Raw genomic sequence first — 16,750 nt, forward strand, 5'->3', positions numbered from 1 at the left:
GGGGCCACAAGAACTGCAACACGGGACAGAAAGAGGTATTACCGCCATGACCAAGATAAACGACGTCACCACTTTGGAGCAAGACAACGGCGTTGCCATTTTAACCCTCAACTCACCACCTGTGAATGCATTATCGGCCGTGGTTCGAGAAGGTCTTTTGGAGGGCGTTAAGCAAGCCGTTGCGAGTGATGCCGGGGCTATTGTGTTGATTTGCGATGGTCGTACGTTTATTGCCGGTGCGGATATTAGCGAGTTTGGCAAAACACCATCGGGGCCATCTTTGAGGGATGTGCAAAACGTCATAGAGGATGCCCCAAAACCCGTTGTGGCCGCCATACATGGAACGGCCTTAGGGGGCGGTTTTGAGGTTGCGTTGGTATGTCATTATCGTGTGGCAGTTCCCTCGGCGCGGTGTGGATTGCCGGAAGTGAAACTGGGCTTGTTGCCGGGAGCGGGAGGCACACAGCGCTTGCCCCGTGTGGTGGGAGTGGAAAAGGCGCTGGAAATGGTCACAGGCGGCAATCATGTCCCGGCCAAGGCAGCTCTTGATATGGGCTTGTTTGATGAATTGACCGAGGAAGGGAGTTTGCGGGATGGCGCAATCGCTTTTGCCCGCCGGGTGGTAGAGGAGAAGCGCCCGTTGGTAAAAATCCGCGACCGCAACGACAAAGTTCAGGCTGCGCAGGGTAAGCCCGAGATTTTTGATGAGTTCCGTAAGTCTATTGCGCGGCGTACGCGGGGCTTTCTGGCACCGGAGTATAACATTCAGTGTATTGAGGCGGCCGTTAATCTGCCTTTTGACGAAGGGTTGAAAAAAGAGAGCAAACTGTTTGGAGAGTTGGTAAGTGGTGTTCAATCGGCGGCTCAGCGTTATGTATTTTTTGCAGAACGGCAAGTGGCCAAGATCCCGGATGTTTCTCGTGAGACACCCCTTGTTGATGTAAGGAAGGTTGGCATTATTGGGGCCGGTACCATGGGTGGCGGTATTGCGATGAACTTTGCCAATGCAGGTATTCCTGTCACCATTGTAGAGGCAGAGGCTGCGCGTCTGGAAAGCGGTTTGGGGGTTGTGCGTAAGAATTATGAAAACACGGCTCGCAAGGGACGCATCACACAGGACGATGTAGAGACCCGCATGGGGCGCTTGACGCCGTCTACGTCTCTTGATGATTTAGCGGATTGTGACATGGTTATTGAGGCGGTGTTTGAGAACATGGCACTCAAGAAGGAAATTTTTGCGAAGCTAGATAGCATCGTGAAGCCCGGATCAGTTTTGGCGACAAACACCTCGGCGTTAGACATAAACGAGATCGCCACGGCAACGAAGCGTCCGGAAGCGGTTATCGGGATGCACTTTTTTAGTCCGGCGAATGTTATGCGTCTTTTGGAGGTGGTACGGGCTGAAAAAACTGATCATGCTACTATTGCCACCGCTATGGATATAGGTCGCAAGGTAGGCAAGATTGCGGTTCTTGTTGGTGTGTGTCCGGGTTTTGTTGGCAATCGTATTTTGGCCCGCCGACAAGAGCAGGCTCAACGCCTTATATTGGAGGGCGCTTTGCCGTGGGATGTTGACAGGGTGTTGTATGACTTTGGCTTTCCTATGGGGCCGTTTGCCATGAGTGATTTAGCGGGACTGGATATTGGCTGGAGTAAGGAGGACTCCAAGGGCGAGACGTTGCGGGATATTTTGTGCGAGGCGGGGCGTTTGGGGCAGAAGTCGGGTGCGGGTTATTATCTTTATGATGAGAACCGTAAGGCTACGCCTGACCCGAAAGTAGAGGCTATTATTCAAGAGTATGCCGAGGCGCGACAGATTAAGCGCCGTGAGGTCTCAGATGAAGAAATCCTTGAGCGTTGCGTTTATCCGATGATTAACGAGGGTGCGAAGATTTTGGAGGAGGGGATGGCTCTGCGCCCGGGTGACATTGATATTATCTGGGTTAATGGGTACGGCTGGCCTGTTTATCGGGGCGGTCCGATGTTTTATGGCGACACGGTAGGCCTGGATAAAGTGTTGGCGCGGATGCAAGCGTTTGAAGTAGAGTTTGGTGAGGCGTTTACGCCGTCCCCCTTGTTGGCCCGTCTTGCTAAGGAGAGTAAGGGATTTTCTAGCCTGTAGGCCGGTTCAGAAATTTATATTTGCCGGAACCGGTCTACCAAATCATTATGGTATTTGAGCAGTTTTTGCTTAAATAGCCAGCGTCTGGCACCATAGTGATGCACCATTGTAAATGCACAAAAAAGTGGCCGACCTTAGCCGCCTACAGGAGTGATAAGGCCACAACCAATGCGGGAACCTGAGCCACCTATGGGCTGGCTTTTATAGTCGTCTTCATAGAGATGAATGACCAATGCAGAACCATCGTCATCTAACAGGGCAGGTTGTCCCCACCGACCGTTTAGTGACACAAGTTCGCTATAGAATTCTGCATGGGCTGTGCCATCTTCGTGAACAATCAAATTGGGCATATCCCCTGCATGGGGGCCATCCGGATTGAGTAGTCCATGAGGAACCGTGTCTGACTCAATATGGCCCCCGGACATCTGAAAGTCATACGCGTCATGACAAATGCCAACACGATGAAAGTGAAGACCGTGTTTGCCCGGAGATATATTCCTGACCTTAACTTCCAAGACCACACCCTCGGTGCCCTGGATAAAACTGGCCTCGCCTATGGTGTCTCCATCATTACCGATGATTGTGGCTTCGGCCCTTGTACCTATATCATCTGCATCCGAACAGGCTACATTTGCGAACATAAACGCAGCAAGCCCTGCCTTTAAAACCGGTTTATTCACCCCAATTCCTTTCTATTGATTGGAGGTGAGAACACCACAATATGAAACCTGCATAGACTCCTCTGATCCTATTCACAATGCAATGCATTAATCCTCAAAATACTGCATTTTACCCTTAATCAATGAAAGTGATTAGGAGTTTCAATACTTAATGTTTAAGCCCGTCAGAGTGAAGAGTTTGGTGTCAGCGGTGGCATTCAAAGCATTTCGAAGCCCCGGAGAGCAAGAGAGACCTGTATAAGGCCCTCTAAGTTGGGTGATGCCTGACAGAACACCTTCGGTGATTGTACATAATATGGAAAGGGGAACTATATACTAAAATACCCAAATTCCAGTTTTGGAGCTTGACTTTCGCGGCTATTACGATACCTATCATTACATGAGCCATAAGCACCTTGGGCGCTATGTGAACGAGTTTTCCGGCAGATATAATGACAGGGATAGTGATACCCTTATTCAAATGGGAAACATTGTCGCGGAACTAAGTGATAAGCGACTTTCCTATAAGGATTTGATTGCCAAAGAAAGGGGCTTATATACTTAAGTAACGTAAATCTTGCTCACCTGTTTTTGATGGCTTTTTGGAAGTCTGGCATGAAAACAATATCTACCATCCTTTGTAGTATGTTTTTTCTGGTTTTCACACCAGTGACACTTCATGCGCAGGAGAACGTGTTTCTGTCCTGGGGTTTCTGGAAAAATGCGACTGCTGCCGATGTGCAGGCTGAAATCGAGAGGGGTTCTGATATAAAGGATACCTTTCACGAAGAAGACTGTTTGCCGCAAATCTGTAATAATGGATGGACACCCCTTCATTATGCAGTGCGTTATAACCATTCACCGGAGAGTGTTCGGGTCTTGATTGAACACGGTGTCCATATTGACGCAAAGACAGATTATGGCCAGACTCCTCTTCATTGGGCAGCGGACTACAACGAAGAGCCCGCAATAGTCAAACTGCTGCTTGACCACGGGGCCGACATAGAGGCCCGGAACAGGTGGGGAAGTACGCCCCTACATGGGGCTGTAGAAAAGAATAAATCAGCAGTCATAAAAGCCTTGCTGGAGAGAGGGGCTGATATAGAGGCACGTGACAAGCACGGAACGACGCCCTTTCTCGGGGCAGTAGGTTTTAACGGAAGACCGGACGTGTTGAAACTGCTTATAGAGTACGGCGCCGACATTGAGGCGCGTGACGGAAAAGGAAGGTCGGCTCTGCACTGGGCCGCCGTACGTGACGATGTGCTTATGGCCGTTCCTATAGATGAAGCAATAGTTTTAAAGAATATTGAGTTATTGCTGGATCATGGCATGGACATAAATGTACGGGATAACCCTGAAAACGCAACACCTCTGCTCTGGGCGGCGGTACGGAGTAAAAGTCCTGCAGTGCTGGAACTCTTGCTTAACCGTGGGGCAGATATGGAGATCCGTGGCGGTGCATTTGGTCATACGCCTTTGCTTACTGCCGCACGGCTCACAAGCAATCCGGCTATCGTGGAAACACTGCTCAGGGGGGGAGCAGACGCAACGGCGCAGGATGAATTCGGTCGCACAGCATTTGAACTCGCCAAGGAGAATGAAAGTCTGAAAGACACCAAAGCCTACTGGCTGCTCAACGAGGCACAGTACAGGTAGAGTGAAAAAACATGAAAAAACAGATTGTTACCATGGCATATAAACTTAAAAAAACTAGCAATACTGTGAGGGGATAATATGGAGATTGGACTTATAGTGTTTCTAGGAATCATAATCTTATTCTTTTATTTATGGCTTCGTGTTGATGAAATAAAGTCGCCGTTTTGGAATTCGTTCTGGCATAACATGTGCATTGCTGTGACGATCTGTTTTTCTGGCATGTTTATACTTGTGGAAGATTTCACTCTTGTGGAGATAAGTGACTTTTTTAATAGAGTCTTGTTTCACTTGGTAACATGAAAGGAAAAAGCGGCGCTTGATGATATTCGACTTGCTCAAGCCGCATGCTTAAAGGAGATGTTCCAATGAATAGAATGATGGAAGAAGAGCTTAGGGAAACGGCCAGTGGCATGACATGCAAACAGGGCAAACAGGGTTTTACCCCATTTGACTACGCCAAGGAGAATGAATATCTCAAAAACACCAAAGCCTACTGGCTGCTCAACGAGGCGCAGTACAGGTAGAAATTTGTGTTTTTGGCTAAAATATTGGAAAAATGAGAACGTTACTTAAGTATATAAGCCCCCAAAGAAAACTGACGGTCTCTACGGAAGGTAGGAAGCGGGGCATTGAACGTCATAAGGAGCGCAAGACCGGTGCCGATACCCTTGCCGCCTTCTCCCCTTTCATCCGGTGCCCCATGTCAACCACCGGAGGTTAAAACCTCATGAGAACGTTTCAAGAGTGGCTAGAACTTGCTGAGCAGGGCGATGCAGAAGCGCAATTTATTGTGGGGAAGAGGTGTGCCGAGGGAGACGGTGCCCCGCAAGATTACAATAAGGCCGTTACATGGTTTCGCCTTGCTGCTGAGCAGGGTAACGCAAAGGCACAAAATGGTTTGGGGGTGATGTTTCAAGCTGGGAGAGGCGTACCGCAGGATTACAAGCAGGCGGTAAAATGCTATCGCCTTGCTGCCGAGCAAGGCTATGCAAGCGCACAAATCAATCTGGGCGTTAAATATAAAACCGGACGAGGTGTACCGCAGGATTACAAGCAGGCGGTAAAATACTATCGCCTTGCTGCTAAGCAAGATCATGCAGAAGGACAATACAATCTGGGAACAAGTTATCATAAAGGAGAAGGTGTTCCCCAAGATTACAAACAAGCGATAGAATGGTTTCGCCTAGCCGCCGAACAAGACCATGCAAGGGCGCAATGTGCTCTGGGCGTAATGTATGCAACCGGGCAAGGCGTGTCACAAGATGAAGTTCTGGCAATCCAGTGGTATCGCCGCGCCGCCCAACAAGGAAACGCTAAGGCGCAATATAATTTGGGGCGGAGATATGCTAGGGGAAACGGCGTCCCGCAGGATTACGAGCAGGCAGCAACATGGTACCGCCGCGCCGCCGAACAGGGTGATGCAAAGGCTCAATTTAGCTTGGGAATGATGTATGCCAGCGGAGATGGTGTTCCGCAGGATTATAAACAGGCGGTCAAATGGTACCTCCTTGCTGCAGAGCAGGGGATTGCAGGTGCACAAAATAATTTGGGGGTAGCTTATTACAACGGAAAAGGCGTTCCCCAAGATTACAAACAGGCGATGACATGGTTTCGCCTTGCCGCCGAACAAGGCCATGCAAAGGCACAATATAATCTGGGAGAGATGTATAATGAGGGGCGTGGTATCCCGCAGGATGACGAACACGCTTACATGTGGTTTAACATTGCCGTATCAAATGACCACGAAAGAGCAAGAGAAGAGATAGAGGACATTGTGAAAATGATGACCCCAGAGCAAATAACAAAAGCACAATTTAATCTGGGAGTGATGTATAACAAAGGAGAAGGCATCCCGCAGGATGACGAACAGGCGCTAACATGGTTTCACCGCGCTGCCGAACAAGGCCTTGCGGAGGCACAATACAATCTAGGGAATATGTATCGCACTGGAAGGGGTATTCTACAAGATAACGAACATGCAGCGAAATGGTATTACCTTGCTGCAGAGCAGGGGATTGCAGCAGCGCAAAACAATCTTGGCCTGATGTATGCCAACGGAGACGGCGTTCTGCAGGACTACGTACCCGCTTACATGTGGTTTAACATTGCCGCATCAAATGGCAACACAGAAGCAAAAAAATCAAGAGAGGGTATAGAGCAACAGATGACCTCTAAGCAGATAGCAGAAGCACTAGCTCTGGCACAAGAGTACATAAGAAAAAACTATCAGGGCTGTTGACGTAATTAACGTCCGTGCTTCTAAAAACCCTGTATTCATTTATGCTTGTCTTGTTTCGTGGGGATATGTGATAAGGGTGTGTCGCCTAGCAAGCCGTTTTCGGTAACGGGAACATCGATTCTACCCAAACAAGAACCTAGAGACAGTGGCGGCCTAATCTTGTGAGGAGTGAATGTAATGGCCGAAAAAAGCAAAGACAGAGGGAGACCCCCACGGGTTATCCCCCCGATTAAGGACACGCCGGAGCGTGTTGCACGGGCTACCATGCAGGCTCCCCCCAAAAAGGAGTGGGACTATATGAAGGAAAACCCTAAAACTTCTCATTCATAATTCTCGGTAGCTATAACGATGAAACGGCAATCCAAGACGCTCGGATTGCCGTTTTTTTTGTGAAAAATGGACTCATAAGGGGATGATGAAAAACTCAAGCAAAGCCATCAGTAAATGAGGCTTTGGGTATTTTAGTATTTAGTTCCCTTTAGATAGTGCGTCAGAGTTATTCAGCGTCTAGGCAAACTAAATATCAACAGTCAGCATCCGCTTTAATACGGCATCTTTTCTAATAAAATGGTGATAAAGAGCTGCTCCCGCATGGAGCGCAATGAGTACCCACACTACATACGCGCCGCCATTTTTGTGAATGGCGTCCATAACAGATTCAAAACTCTTCCAGTCTGTCTCTAGCCATTGCTCAACAATCAGCGGGTAAAGCCACGTATCATTAAATTTTGGAATATCAAACAGGAAGAAAAAATTCGTATCCAGCTTTGTGCCCATATAACCTGTGACAGGCATGATGATCATCACCGCATACAGCGTCCAATGCATGCCATGTGCGGCGAGATGTTCTAATTTATTACCACCTGATACATCATCAGGTGTTTTATTCATCAACCTCCAGATAATCCGCAGCACAACAAATACAGCAATCGTGATACCAAAAGACAGGTGCAGATAGAGAGAAATCATATTTGAGTTCAGCTCTGTCATGCTAAAGCCGCCTGTACTGAACCAGTGACGGTAGTACACTGCTGCGTAAGCACCGAGAAAACCAAATGCGACAATCCAATGAAGCAGAATAGAGATCAAACCGTAATTCTTTTTTGTATTTTTAATTGTCAATTTACACAATCCACCGAATGAAGATGGTGGAGCCAGGCGGAATCGAACCGCCGACCTCTTGAATGCCATTCAAGCGCTCTCCCAACTGAGCTATGGCCCCTACAGCAACAACCTTCTGACAAAACTATGGTCACATGGGGTCTTAATCAAGCAAAAATCGTGACCCTAGCCAGCCTCATCATCATCGCTACCGGCGTCATCGTCCGTATCAATATCATCCAACGCTCTATCAAGAGCATCATCCTCAGTCATTGGCGGCTTTGATGCCACTGCAGAACGAGAGGCCACAACATGTGGCCTCTTTACCTTCTGACCACATTTAGGACAAGCGGCAGGCTCACGGTTTAGGTCATAGAATTTTGTGCTACACTGTGGGCATATATGTCTATGCCCCAAATCAGGCGTCTTCATTTGCGCAACTCCGTAATATCACCGAATATCAACGTGTTACATCGCAACATAAATCTTATGTCACGATTTGGCGCAATCACTTGCCACGATAAAATGCCTCTGTCAAAAACTATTTGCACCCTACGGGCTATTTTATCTACCGAGCAGGTGCCTGATGTCCCAGATGAAGGCCGAGCGAGCCTCTTTTTTGGTATTTTTTCTCTAGTTTTTTGGGGGAAGCGATGAGTGTAGCCCCGACTCCCTCTGCAATGGTCCCTCTTATATCTGAGCCGGTCTCCCGATTAGCCGGACGGATACAGGTGCCCGGGGATAAATCCATATCTCACAGGGCGCTCATTCTGGGTGCTCTGGCAGTAGGCCGGACCTCCATTGAAGGCCTCAGCGAGGGGGCCGACGTCATGGCCACAGCCCAAGTGCTTCAGGCCCTTGGAGCCAAATTAGAACATGAAGCCGGACAATGGATGCTTTCCGGCGTAGGCATTGGTGGTCTACGGGCACCGGACCAACCTCTTGATTTCGGTAACTCCGGAACCGGCGTACGCCTCATGATGGGTGTGTTAGCAACTCATCCATTTACGTCTGTCTTAACGGGAGATCCCTCTCTCAGCGCCCGGCCTATGGATAGGGTCATGTCTCCTCTGCAATCTTTTGGTGCTCAGTTTGAGGCACGCGAGCCGTGTCTCTTGCCGGTTATCGTGCGTGGGGCGGCCTCGGCCATACCTATCTCTCATGTTTTGACGGTAGCATCCGCTCAGGTGAAATCAGCTCTCCTGCTAGCGGGTCTCAATGCGCCGGGGGTAACAACCATAGAAGAACCTGTTCTAACCCGCGACCATACCGAACGCCTCTTAAATTACTTTGGCGCACAACTTTCTATAACAAACCGCGATGAAGGCGGCGTTGTTATCCGTCTTGAAGGGCAACCGGAATTGCATCCGGCATCTCTCAGTGTGCCGGGTGACCCGTCAGCGGCGGCGTTTCCTATGGTGGCCGCTTTGATAGTTCCCGAGGCCTCAATCGTTATTGAGAATATAATGCTCAACGCCGGACGCAATGGCTTGATAGAGGTGCTGCAGGAGATGGGCGCACATATCCGGATGGTGAATAAACGCCAGGAAAGTGGTGAGGATGTTGCAGATATTGAAGTCGCTTCCGGTCCCCTGCAAGGAGTTCATGTTGCAGCCTCCCGTGTGCCTTCCATGATTGATGAATATCCGGCCTTTATGGTTGCTGCCGCTTATGCTCAAGGAGATACAGTCATGGAGGGCTTAGGTGAGTTGCGGGTGAAAGAGACAGATCGCCTCACCGCTATGACGGCTTTGCTGGAGGCAAATGGTGTATTACACACCCTCAAGGGTGATAACCTGACGGTTCATGGGCAGGGTGTGCCACCTCAAGGGGGTGGTGTGGTTGCCACTCACATGGATCATCGCATTGCCATGGCTGCACTGACTTTAGGGGTGGGGGCAAAACAGCCGGTGGCAGTTGAGGATACGCGCATGATCGCTACGAGCTTTCCCAATTATGTTGCCGTGATGACGGCGCTTGGCGCCCGCTTTAAGACACCGTGACTGTTATTGCTATAGATGGTACGGCGGCGGCGGGCAAAGGCACGTTGGCGCGGGCTATTGCGGCTCACTATAATTTTGCCCACATGGATACGGGGCTTTTGTATCGTCTTGTGGCACGGGCGGTATTGGAGGGGGGGCATGATCCTGCCGATGAAGCACAGACGCTGGCGGTTGTGCAGTCACTTTCCCCTGAAGCGCTGGATCCTGGCCGGGTGGCCTATGAGGTGTTGCGCACGCCTGATATATCGGCTGCAGCGGCTCTGGTTGCAACTCATCGGATGGTGCGTACTGAAATCCTCGGCGTACAACGGCGGTTTGCAGCCTCTCCGCCCGGGGGGGCGTCCGGTGCGGTGCTTGATGGACGCGATATCGGTACGGTGGTCTGCCCTGAGGCTACGGTCAAACTGTTTGTGAATGCCATCCCCGAAGTGCGGGCATTCCGACGTTGGAAAGAAATGGGAGAAAAAACCTCCGGTGTTACAAAAGAGGCCGTTTTGGGGGATATTTTAGAACGCGATGAGCGTGATCGTACCCGCTCTATAGCTCCTCTCAAGCCAGCTATAGACGCACACTTGCTAGATACCTCGAAATTAGGTATAGAAGCGGTGCGGGAGGCCGCCATTGACATCATTGACGCTAGGCTTAAACGACAATAGTCCTTTAGCATGATGGTGACTTTTTTCTTGCATCAGGAGCCCTAGTTCAAGGGCCGTAGACGCATCGGTAGCCCGTGCCGTTTTGTAACCACCAGGAGCTATGAATTGACCGATACCGCAACCGGGAGCACGACTGAATCTCTGGCCGCGCCCAGCCGAGAAGAGTTTGCTGCGATGCTTGAAGACAGTTTTACACACACCAATACTCAAGAGGGTACCGTGACCCATGGTAAAATTGTCGCCATAGAACAAGATTGTGCCGTCATTGATGTAGGGTTAAAGACAGAGGGCCGGGTTCCACTCAAAGAGTTTTCCATAGGCGGCGTGGTGGGTGATATCTCCATTGGAGATGAAGTGGAGGTTTATCTGGAGCGTGTAGAGAATGCGGTGGGCGAGGCAGTTTTATCTCGTGATAAAGCACGGCGTGAAGAATCTTTGAGGCTTTTGGAAGAGGCACATGAGGCCGGCACGCCGGTTGATGGCGTTATTTTTGGTCGCGTACGGGGTGGCTTCACGGTAGACCTTGGGGGCGCTACGGCTTTTCTGCCCGGCAGTCAGGTAGATGTGCGTCCGGTGAGGGATATAGCGCCTTATATGAATACACAGGAGCACTTCCAGATTCTTAAAATGGATCGCCGGCGTGGCAATATTGTTGTCTCCCGCCGTGCTGTGCTGGAAGAGGCCCGTGCCGAACAACGCAACGAATTAGTACAAAACCTCGCCGAGGGCAGTGTTCTGGAGGGTGTTGTCAAGAATATCACAGACTATGGGGCCTTTGTTGATTTAGGTGGTATTGATGGCTTGTTGCACGTAACGGATATTGCTTGGCAGAGGGTTCATCATCCCTCAGATGTACTAAGCGTAGGGCAGACGGTTAAAGTGCAGGTAACCCGTATAAATCAGGAAACCCAGCGTATCTCTTTAGGTATGAAGCAGCTGGAGTCTGACCCATGGGAAAGCGTTGTTGAGCGTTATCCCGTGGATACCAAGTTTATGGGGCGGGTCACAAATATCACTGACTATGGAGCTTTTGTTGAACTAGAGCCGGGCATTGAAGGATTGGTTCATGTCTCCGAAATGAGTTGGGTGAAAAAGAACGTACATCCCGGAAAAATTATCTCTACTAGTCAAGAGGTGGAAGTCATGGTGTTGGAGGTAGATCCAGCCAAGAGGCGTGTTTCGCTGGGCCTTAAACAATGCGGCGCTAATCCGTGGGAAGATTTCTCCAAACGGTTCCCCAAAGGCACCCTTGTTGAAGGCCCCATCAAGAACATTACGGATTTTGGCATGTTTATAGGTCTGGATGGTGATGTAGATGGTATGATTCACATGTCGGACCTAGACTGGAATAAACCCGGCGAGGAAGCTCTGGCGGAATATGAAAAGAGCCAAAACGTAAAAGCGGTTGTACTGGGCGTTGATATTGAGAAAGAGCGTATTTCTTTGGGGGTTAAGCAACTCAGTGATGATCCCATGGGGGAGCTCAAAAAGGGTGCCATTGTCACCTGTACGGTGGTCAAAGTTCAAGACAATGGCATTGAAGTGGAAGTCGGAGAGGATGGCATGCAAGCCTATATCCGGCGTGGCGATTTATCACGCATGCGAGCCGAACAACGCCCTGAGCGATTTGCTCGTGGTGATAAGATAGACGCTCAAATCACGCAGTTTGATCCTAGCTCTCGCACTCTTGGGCTTTCCATTAAGGCTCTTGAGATTGTTGAGGAGAAAGAAGCGGTGAAGCAATATGGTTCATCTGACTCGGGTGCTTCTTTGGGGAGTATTCTGGGTGCCGCTCTTAAGCGGGTGCGTGGTGGTGATGGCGAGGGGGGCGATCAGGAGGCCTCAGAAGAGGATACGACGAAATCCTGATAGGCTGTTGGCGTTAAGCGGATAAGGGAGTTAAAGCCCATGAGTTTTGGAGCCGATAGTAGTACAGATGCCGCTGATTAAAGCATCATCTTTCGTTGCGGCATATTTTAGCCGTTGTGATTGTGGTGGTATGATACTTAATTGTAGCGGGTATTTTGCCGATGCTAGATCATATAGCCAGATGATATAAGGTTAATTGATGGGATTGGTGGTCAAGAGACAATGCTACTGACTTATGGAGACTCACTGCATATCCATGGATTACCGGTTCAAAGTTAGTTAGCCTCTTTCGCTTCCCTTGACGGGGTGGCAGATGTTTGGCAAGCTCAGGGTGGAAACTAGGAATGATTGCGAACAATAAACGTTGGAGAACGGCGTCATGATTAAATCCGAACTTATCTCCCGTATTGCAGAGGCTAATCCGCATCTATATCGCAATGACGTTGAATCTGTGGTCAACACGGTTTTTGGAGAGATCATTGAAGCATTGGCTCGTGGTGATAGGGTAGAACTGCGCGGCTTTGGGTCTTTTGGAACAAAAGAGCGTGCCTCTCGCGTAGGTCGTAATCCCCGCACTGGTGAACGTGTAGATGTTATGGAAAAACGCGTACCGTTTTTCCGCACGGGAAAAGAACTACGTCAAAAACTTAACAAGAACAATCTCCGTTAGCGGTTATTGTTTTTATAGCTCTGTCTTCTGCGGCGTGCTGGGTTCTTTTTCTTGCTCATGCGCTTTATAGTGCGCACCTCATAATACGCTGCAAGAGCGGTAAAGAAAGTGCTGAACCATGACGGTAGCCGTTAAAATATGTGGCCTAACCACACCACACTCCGTTCAAGCGATTGCTGAGGAAAGGGCGGAGATGGTGGGGTTTAATTTCTATCCATCAAGTCCTCGCTATGTAGTTCCTAGGGTGGCTTCAGAATTGGCACACCTGTTACCCAAATCTGTGCGCACTGTTGCGGTGTGTGTGGATGCCAACGATAAAACACTATCTCAAATCATTGAGTGTCTCAAACCCGATTATGTTCAAGCCCATGGGAGTGAAAGTCCGGCCCGTATCCAGGATATTAAACAACGTTTTTCTGTGCCGGTTATCAAGAGTTTGTCTGTTGAAACAGCCGAGGACTTAGAGGTTGTTGCCTGTTATGAGGGCATTGCTGATATGTTGTTATTTGACGCACGCCCTCCCAGACAAGAATCTGCACTCCCGGGGGGTAACGGCCTTGCTTTTGACTGGGCCTTGCTCGCAGACTTTGTATCTCAAATTCCGTGGGTGTTGTCCGGCGGCTTAACACCAGATAATGTAGATCAGGCTATACGCCTTACCGGGGCATCTGCAGTTGATGTTGCCTCCGGCGTAGAAGAGTCGCCCGGTCAAAAAAGTGTCGCGCTTATTCAGCGCTTTATACGGGCCGCACGGGCAGCTGATACGGAAGAGTAAGATAAGAGGTCATGGCCATGAGAGGTGCTAATTCATTGATGGCGGGTCCTGATGATGCTGGACATTTCGGCCCTTATGGGGGGAGGTACGTGGCTGAAACTCTGATGCCTCTTATATTGGCCGTTGAGAAAGCCTATGAAGAAGCCCGCGCAGATAAAGACTTTCAAAACCGGCTGGATGATCTGTTGGCACATTATGCGGGCCGTCCCAGTCCGCTTTATTTTGCCGAGCGATTAACGGAGCATCTGGGCGGTGCGCGTATTTATTTCAAGCGTGACGAACTCAATCATACGGGTTCCCATAAAATCAATAATTGTCTGGGGCAAATGGAACTAGCGCGACGCATGGGCAAGAAGCGCATTATTGCTGAAACTGGCGCAGGACAACATGGCGTGGCAGTAGCAACGGTTGCCGCGCGTTATGATACGCCGTGCGTTATTTATATGGGTGCTACAGACATAGAGCGCCAGAAGCCTAATGTTTTTCGTATGAAACTTCTGGGCGCTGAGGTGGTTCCTGTAACCGCCGGAGCGGGCACACTCAAAGATGCCATGAACGAGGCTTTAAGAGATTGGGTCGCTCACGTTCACGATACATTTTACATTATTGGCACGGTGGCCGGACCTCATCCTTATCCGGCCATGGTACGAGATTTCCAATCGGTGATAGGTCGTGAGACCCGTGCGCAAATTATGGAGCGTGAAAACCGCTTGCCGGATACCCTTGTAGCTTGCATCGGTGGCGGCTCTAACGCTATGGGATTATTTTATCCGTTTTTGGATGATGTCGGTGTTGCCATGATTGGTGTTGAGGCTGGGGGGCATGGTCTTGACGGATCTGACCATGCAGCCTCTTTAAGTGGAGGAAGGCCCGGGATTTTACATGGTAACCGTACGTATTTGTTACAGGATGACGATGGTCAGATAATCGAAGGTCATTCTATCTCTGCGGGTCTGGATTATCCAGGTATCGGCCCTGAACATGCCTGGCTTCACGATCTGGACCGTGTTTCTTACGCAACCGCAACCGACAATGAAGCGTTAGAGGCGTTTCAGCTCTGCGCTCGCCTTGAAGGTATATTACCGGCTCTGGAGCCTTCTCATGCGTTGGCTCACGTAGCACGTATTGCACCAAAACTCGCCTCAGACCATCTGATAGTGATGAACATGTGTGGGCGGGGCGATAAGGACGTATTCTCCGTAGCAGATTATCTGGGGGTTAAATTGTGAGCGCTACCTCTGTTCGGTTATCTGCCTGTTTTGAGGCCTTGCGACCTCACCACGCAGCGTTTATCTCCTTTGTAACGGCGGGTGACCCCGACCTTGAAACATCGCTGGCGCTTATTCAAGGCCTGCCGGAGGCTGGTGTTGATATCATTGAACTGGGTATGCCCTTTACAGATCCCATGGCTGACGGCCCTGTCATTCAGGCGGCTTCACAACGGGCACTAGCAGCGGGGGCTTCTATGGAGCGCACTTTGGGTATGGTGCGCACATTTCGTAAAGGTAATAACAAAACGCCGATTGTACTAATGGGTTATTGCAACCCCATTCATGCTTATGGGGTTGATCGGTTTGCTCGTGATGCAGCGGATGCCGGTGTGGATGGATTAATTATTGTTGATTTGCCACCGGAGGAAGATGGAGAATGGCGCGGGATTATTCAAGCGGTGGGCATAGATTTAATTCGTTTGGTGACACCCACCACCGATGAGGCACGCTTAAAGGTTGTGCTTCGGGGGATAGGTGGTTTTATCTATTATGTTGCGGTGTCTGGTGTTACCGGCACAATGGAGGCTTCTGTTGAGGATATAGAGGCCGCTGTAACGAGCCTTACCCACCATACGGATCTACCGGTTGCTGTGGGGTTTGGTGTCAAAACGCCAGAGCAGGCGTGCGCCGTAGCACGAGTAGCGGATGGTGTTGTGGTAGGCTCGGCCATTGTGGAGGTTTTGCGGAGCAGTCTTGATAACAAAGGACGTGCGGGAGAAAAAACTCTCTCAAGCGTTCTGTCCTTTACCGGCGAGCTGGCTGACAGTATACATCAGGTGCATAAATGAGGATGAAGAGAACAAGGGTAGTTCTATGAACTGGATAACCAATGTCGTTCGACCTAAGATACGCAGTGTTTTTAAGGGTAGCGATAATAGTGATACGCTTTGGGTTAAGTGTCCTGAGTGTAGCGAGATGATTTTTCAGCGCGATCTTGAAGCCAATCTTAACGTTTGTCCACAGTGTTATTTTCACATGAAATTGCCGGGCAAAAATCGCCTTGAGTCTCTGTTTGATGAAGGCCGCTACGAAAGTTTGGCAGTCGCCGAATCCCCTCAAGATCCTCTTCGTTTTCGTGATACTCAACGCTATAGTGATCGTTTGAAGCAAGCCCGTGAGAAAACTGGTGAGGTTGATGCTGTTATTCTAGGCGTAGGGTCCCTTGAACAACAACGTGTTGTGATTGCCGTGCAGGATTTTGCCTTTATGGGCGGATCTTTGGGTATGGCGGCGGGGGAGGCTGTTTTGACAGGCGCTCAAAATGCATGTGAGCTAGGCATTCCGTACGTGGTTGTGACAGCTTCCGGTGGTGCGCGAATGCAGGAGGGCATTTTGTCTTTGATGCAGATGCCACGCACAATAGCAGCCATTCAGATGCTTCGTGACAAGGGGTTGCCTTATATTGTGGTGCTGACTGACCCCACCAGTGGGGGGGTTACGGCCTCGTATGCCATGTTGGGAGATGTTCATATTGCTGAGCCGGGTGCCCTTATTTGTTTTACAGGGCCACGGGTGATTGAGCAGACCATTCGGGAGCAATTGCCGGATGGTTTTCAAAGATCTGAATTTTTGAAAGACCATGGTATGATTGACATGGTTGTATCGCGCGAAGAGCTTAAATCAACGCTGGGCCGTTTGTTGCGTGTTTTGATATCTAATAACCATCGGCCCAGCGGATATGAGACGCTACCATCCAGGGTATCTCCTCTATCTTGACGGAGTCGGT

At 49.7% G+C, this 16,750-nt stretch carries 16 protein-coding genes and 1 tRNA gene; 13 read left to right on the forward strand and 4 right to left on the reverse strand.

The window, feature by feature from the left end; translation table 11 throughout:
• The first annotated feature begins 46 nt into the window (after nucleotides 1–46).
• On the forward strand, nucleotides 47–2,122 hold the full coding sequence (locus V6Z81_04000; GenBank protein ID MEG9861649.1) for a 3-hydroxyacyl-CoA dehydrogenase NAD-binding domain-containing protein: 2,076 nt from the start codon (nucleotides 47–49) through the stop codon (nucleotides 2,120–2,122).
• A gap of 134 nt (nucleotides 2,123–2,256) precedes the next feature.
• On the opposite strand, the gene V6Z81_04005 is transcribed toward V6Z81_04000, so the two are convergent.
• Nucleotides 2,257–2,802 carry a superoxide dismutase family protein gene (locus V6Z81_04005; GenBank protein MEG9861650.1) on the reverse strand — a complete coding sequence of 182 codons (546 nt, stop codon included), beginning with the start codon at nucleotides 2,800–2,802 and terminating at the stop codon, nucleotides 2,257–2,259.
• A 594-nt stretch (nucleotides 2,803–3,396) separates the two neighbouring features.
• Here V6Z81_04005 and V6Z81_04010 point away from each other — a divergent pair.
• From V6Z81_04010 to V6Z81_04025, 4 genes are all read left to right on the forward strand, one after another.
• The gene (locus V6Z81_04010) at nucleotides 3,397–4,440 is read left to right on the forward strand and encodes an ankyrin repeat domain-containing protein (protein ID MEG9861651.1); all 1,044 of its coding nucleotides are present in this window, start codon (nucleotides 3,397–3,399) and stop codon (nucleotides 4,438–4,440) included.
• Between the two features lie 365 nt (nucleotides 4,441–4,805).
• Nucleotides 4,806–4,964: a hypothetical protein gene (locus tag V6Z81_04015; protein MEG9861652.1), complete on the forward strand. Its 159-nt coding sequence runs from the start codon at nucleotides 4,806–4,808 to the stop codon at nucleotides 4,962–4,964.
• A gap of 203 nt (nucleotides 4,965–5,167) precedes the next feature.
• Nucleotides 5,168–6,679: an SEL1-like repeat protein gene (locus tag V6Z81_04020; protein MEG9861653.1), complete on the forward strand. Its 1,512-nt coding sequence runs from the start codon at nucleotides 5,168–5,170 to the stop codon at nucleotides 6,677–6,679.
• Between the two features lie 177 nt (nucleotides 6,680–6,856).
• On the forward strand, nucleotides 6,857–7,009 hold the full coding sequence (locus V6Z81_04025; protein ID MEG9861654.1) for a hypothetical protein: 153 nt from the start codon (nucleotides 6,857–6,859) through the stop codon (nucleotides 7,007–7,009).
• 186 nt (nucleotides 7,010–7,195) lie between these two features.
• Here V6Z81_04025 and V6Z81_04030 read toward each other — a convergent pair whose 3' ends face one another.
• From V6Z81_04030 to V6Z81_04040, 3 genes are all read right to left on the reverse strand, one after another.
• Complete coding sequence (locus V6Z81_04030) at nucleotides 7,196–7,801, reverse strand: cytochrome b (GenBank protein MEG9861655.1); 606 nt, start codon at nucleotides 7,799–7,801, stop codon at nucleotides 7,196–7,198.
• A 24-nt stretch (nucleotides 7,802–7,825) separates the two neighbouring features.
• Nucleotides 7,826–7,901, reverse strand: a tRNA-Ala gene (locus V6Z81_04035).
• Between the two features lie 65 nt (nucleotides 7,902–7,966).
• Nucleotides 7,967–8,212 carry a TIGR02300 family protein gene (locus V6Z81_04040; protein ID MEG9861656.1) on the reverse strand — a complete coding sequence of 82 codons (246 nt, stop codon included), beginning with the start codon at nucleotides 8,210–8,212 and terminating at the stop codon, nucleotides 7,967–7,969.
• Between the two features lie 221 nt (nucleotides 8,213–8,433).
• On the opposite strand from V6Z81_04040, the gene aroA reads away from it, so the two are divergent.
• The 8 genes from aroA (at nucleotide 8,434) to accD (ending at nucleotide 16,740) form a co-directional block, all read left to right on the forward strand.
• On the forward strand, nucleotides 8,434–9,783 hold the full coding sequence (gene aroA / locus V6Z81_04045) for a 3-phosphoshikimate 1-carboxyvinyltransferase (GenBank protein MEG9861657.1): 1,350 nt from the start codon (nucleotides 8,434–8,436) through the stop codon (nucleotides 9,781–9,783).
• Nucleotides 9,780–10,439 (forward strand): (d)CMP kinase, encoded by a 660-nt coding sequence (cmk, locus tag V6Z81_04050; GenBank protein ID MEG9861658.1) that lies wholly within the window; start codon nucleotides 9,780–9,782, stop codon nucleotides 10,437–10,439. Before aroA ends, cmk begins: the two co-directional genes overlap by 4 nt.
• A 105-nt stretch (nucleotides 10,440–10,544) precedes the next feature.
• The gene (rpsA, locus tag V6Z81_04055; protein ID MEG9861659.1) at nucleotides 10,545–12,308 is read left to right on the forward strand and encodes a 30S ribosomal protein S1; all 1,764 of its coding nucleotides are present in this window, start codon (nucleotides 10,545–10,547) and stop codon (nucleotides 12,306–12,308) included.
• 379 nt (nucleotides 12,309–12,687) lie between these two features.
• A complete protein-coding gene (gene ihfB / locus V6Z81_04060) occupies nucleotides 12,688–12,978 on the forward strand; it encodes an integration host factor subunit beta (GenBank protein ID MEG9861660.1) in 291 nt (96 codons plus the stop codon).
• 118 nt (nucleotides 12,979–13,096) lie between these two features.
• On the forward strand, nucleotides 13,097–13,753 hold the full coding sequence (locus tag V6Z81_04065) for a phosphoribosylanthranilate isomerase (GenBank protein ID MEG9861661.1): 657 nt from the start codon (nucleotides 13,097–13,099) through the stop codon (nucleotides 13,751–13,753).
• A gap of 11 nt (nucleotides 13,754–13,764) precedes the next feature.
• Nucleotides 13,765–14,982 carry a tryptophan synthase subunit beta gene (gene trpB / locus V6Z81_04070; protein ID MEG9861662.1) on the forward strand — a complete coding sequence of 406 codons (1,218 nt, stop codon included), beginning with the start codon at nucleotides 13,765–13,767 and terminating at the stop codon, nucleotides 14,980–14,982.
• Nucleotides 14,979–15,812: a tryptophan synthase subunit alpha gene (trpA, locus tag V6Z81_04075; GenBank protein MEG9861663.1), complete on the forward strand. Its 834-nt coding sequence runs from the start codon at nucleotides 14,979–14,981 to the stop codon at nucleotides 15,810–15,812. The genes trpB and trpA overlap by 4 nt, the downstream gene beginning before the upstream one ends.
• Nucleotides 15,813–15,837: 25 nt before the next feature.
• Nucleotides 15,838–16,740, forward strand: coding sequence for an acetyl-CoA carboxylase, carboxyltransferase subunit beta (accD, locus tag V6Z81_04080; GenBank protein ID MEG9861664.1), 903 nt, complete (start codon nucleotides 15,838–15,840; stop codon nucleotides 16,738–16,740).
• Nucleotides 16,741–16,750: the final 10 nt, after the last annotated feature.

Source organism: Parvularculales bacterium (assembly GCA_036881865.1).
Lineage (GTDB): Bacteria > Pseudomonadota > Alphaproteobacteria > JAPOUT01 > JBAJNM01 > JBAJNM01.

Excerpts from the sequence above, each read along its gene's own strand:
- V6Z81_04010 (MEG9861651.1), top strand. The coding sequence starts at position 3,397 with ATGAAAACAATATCTACCATCCTTTGTAGTATGTTTTTTCTGGTTTTC.
- trpB (MEG9861662.1), top strand. The coding sequence starts at position 13,765 with ATGGCCATGAGAGGTGCTAATTCATTGATGGCGGGTCCTGATGATGCT.
- V6Z81_04040 (MEG9861656.1), bottom strand. The coding sequence starts at position 8,212 with ATGAAGACGCCTGATTTGGGGCATAGACATATATGCCCACAGTGTAGC.
- V6Z81_04000 (MEG9861649.1), top strand. The coding sequence starts at position 47 with ATGACCAAGATAAACGACGTCACCACTTTGGAGCAAGACAACGGCGTT.
- V6Z81_04025 (MEG9861654.1), top strand. The coding sequence starts at position 6,857 with ATGGCCGAAAAAAGCAAAGACAGAGGGAGACCCCCACGGGTTATCCCC.
- accD (MEG9861664.1), top strand. The coding sequence starts at position 15,838 with ATGAACTGGATAACCAATGTCGTTCGACCTAAGATACGCAGTGTTTTT.
- V6Z81_04020 (MEG9861653.1), top strand. The coding sequence starts at position 5,168 with ATGAGAACGTTTCAAGAGTGGCTAGAACTTGCTGAGCAGGGCGATGCA.
- V6Z81_04015 (MEG9861652.1), top strand. The coding sequence starts at position 4,806 with ATGAATAGAATGATGGAAGAAGAGCTTAGGGAAACGGCCAGTGGCATG.
- aroA (MEG9861657.1), top strand. The coding sequence starts at position 8,434 with ATGAGTGTAGCCCCGACTCCCTCTGCAATGGTCCCTCTTATATCTGAG.
- V6Z81_04065 (MEG9861661.1), top strand. The coding sequence starts at position 13,097 with ATGACGGTAGCCGTTAAAATATGTGGCCTAACCACACCACACTCCGTT.
- ihfB (MEG9861660.1), top strand. The coding sequence starts at position 12,688 with ATGATTAAATCCGAACTTATCTCCCGTATTGCAGAGGCTAATCCGCAT.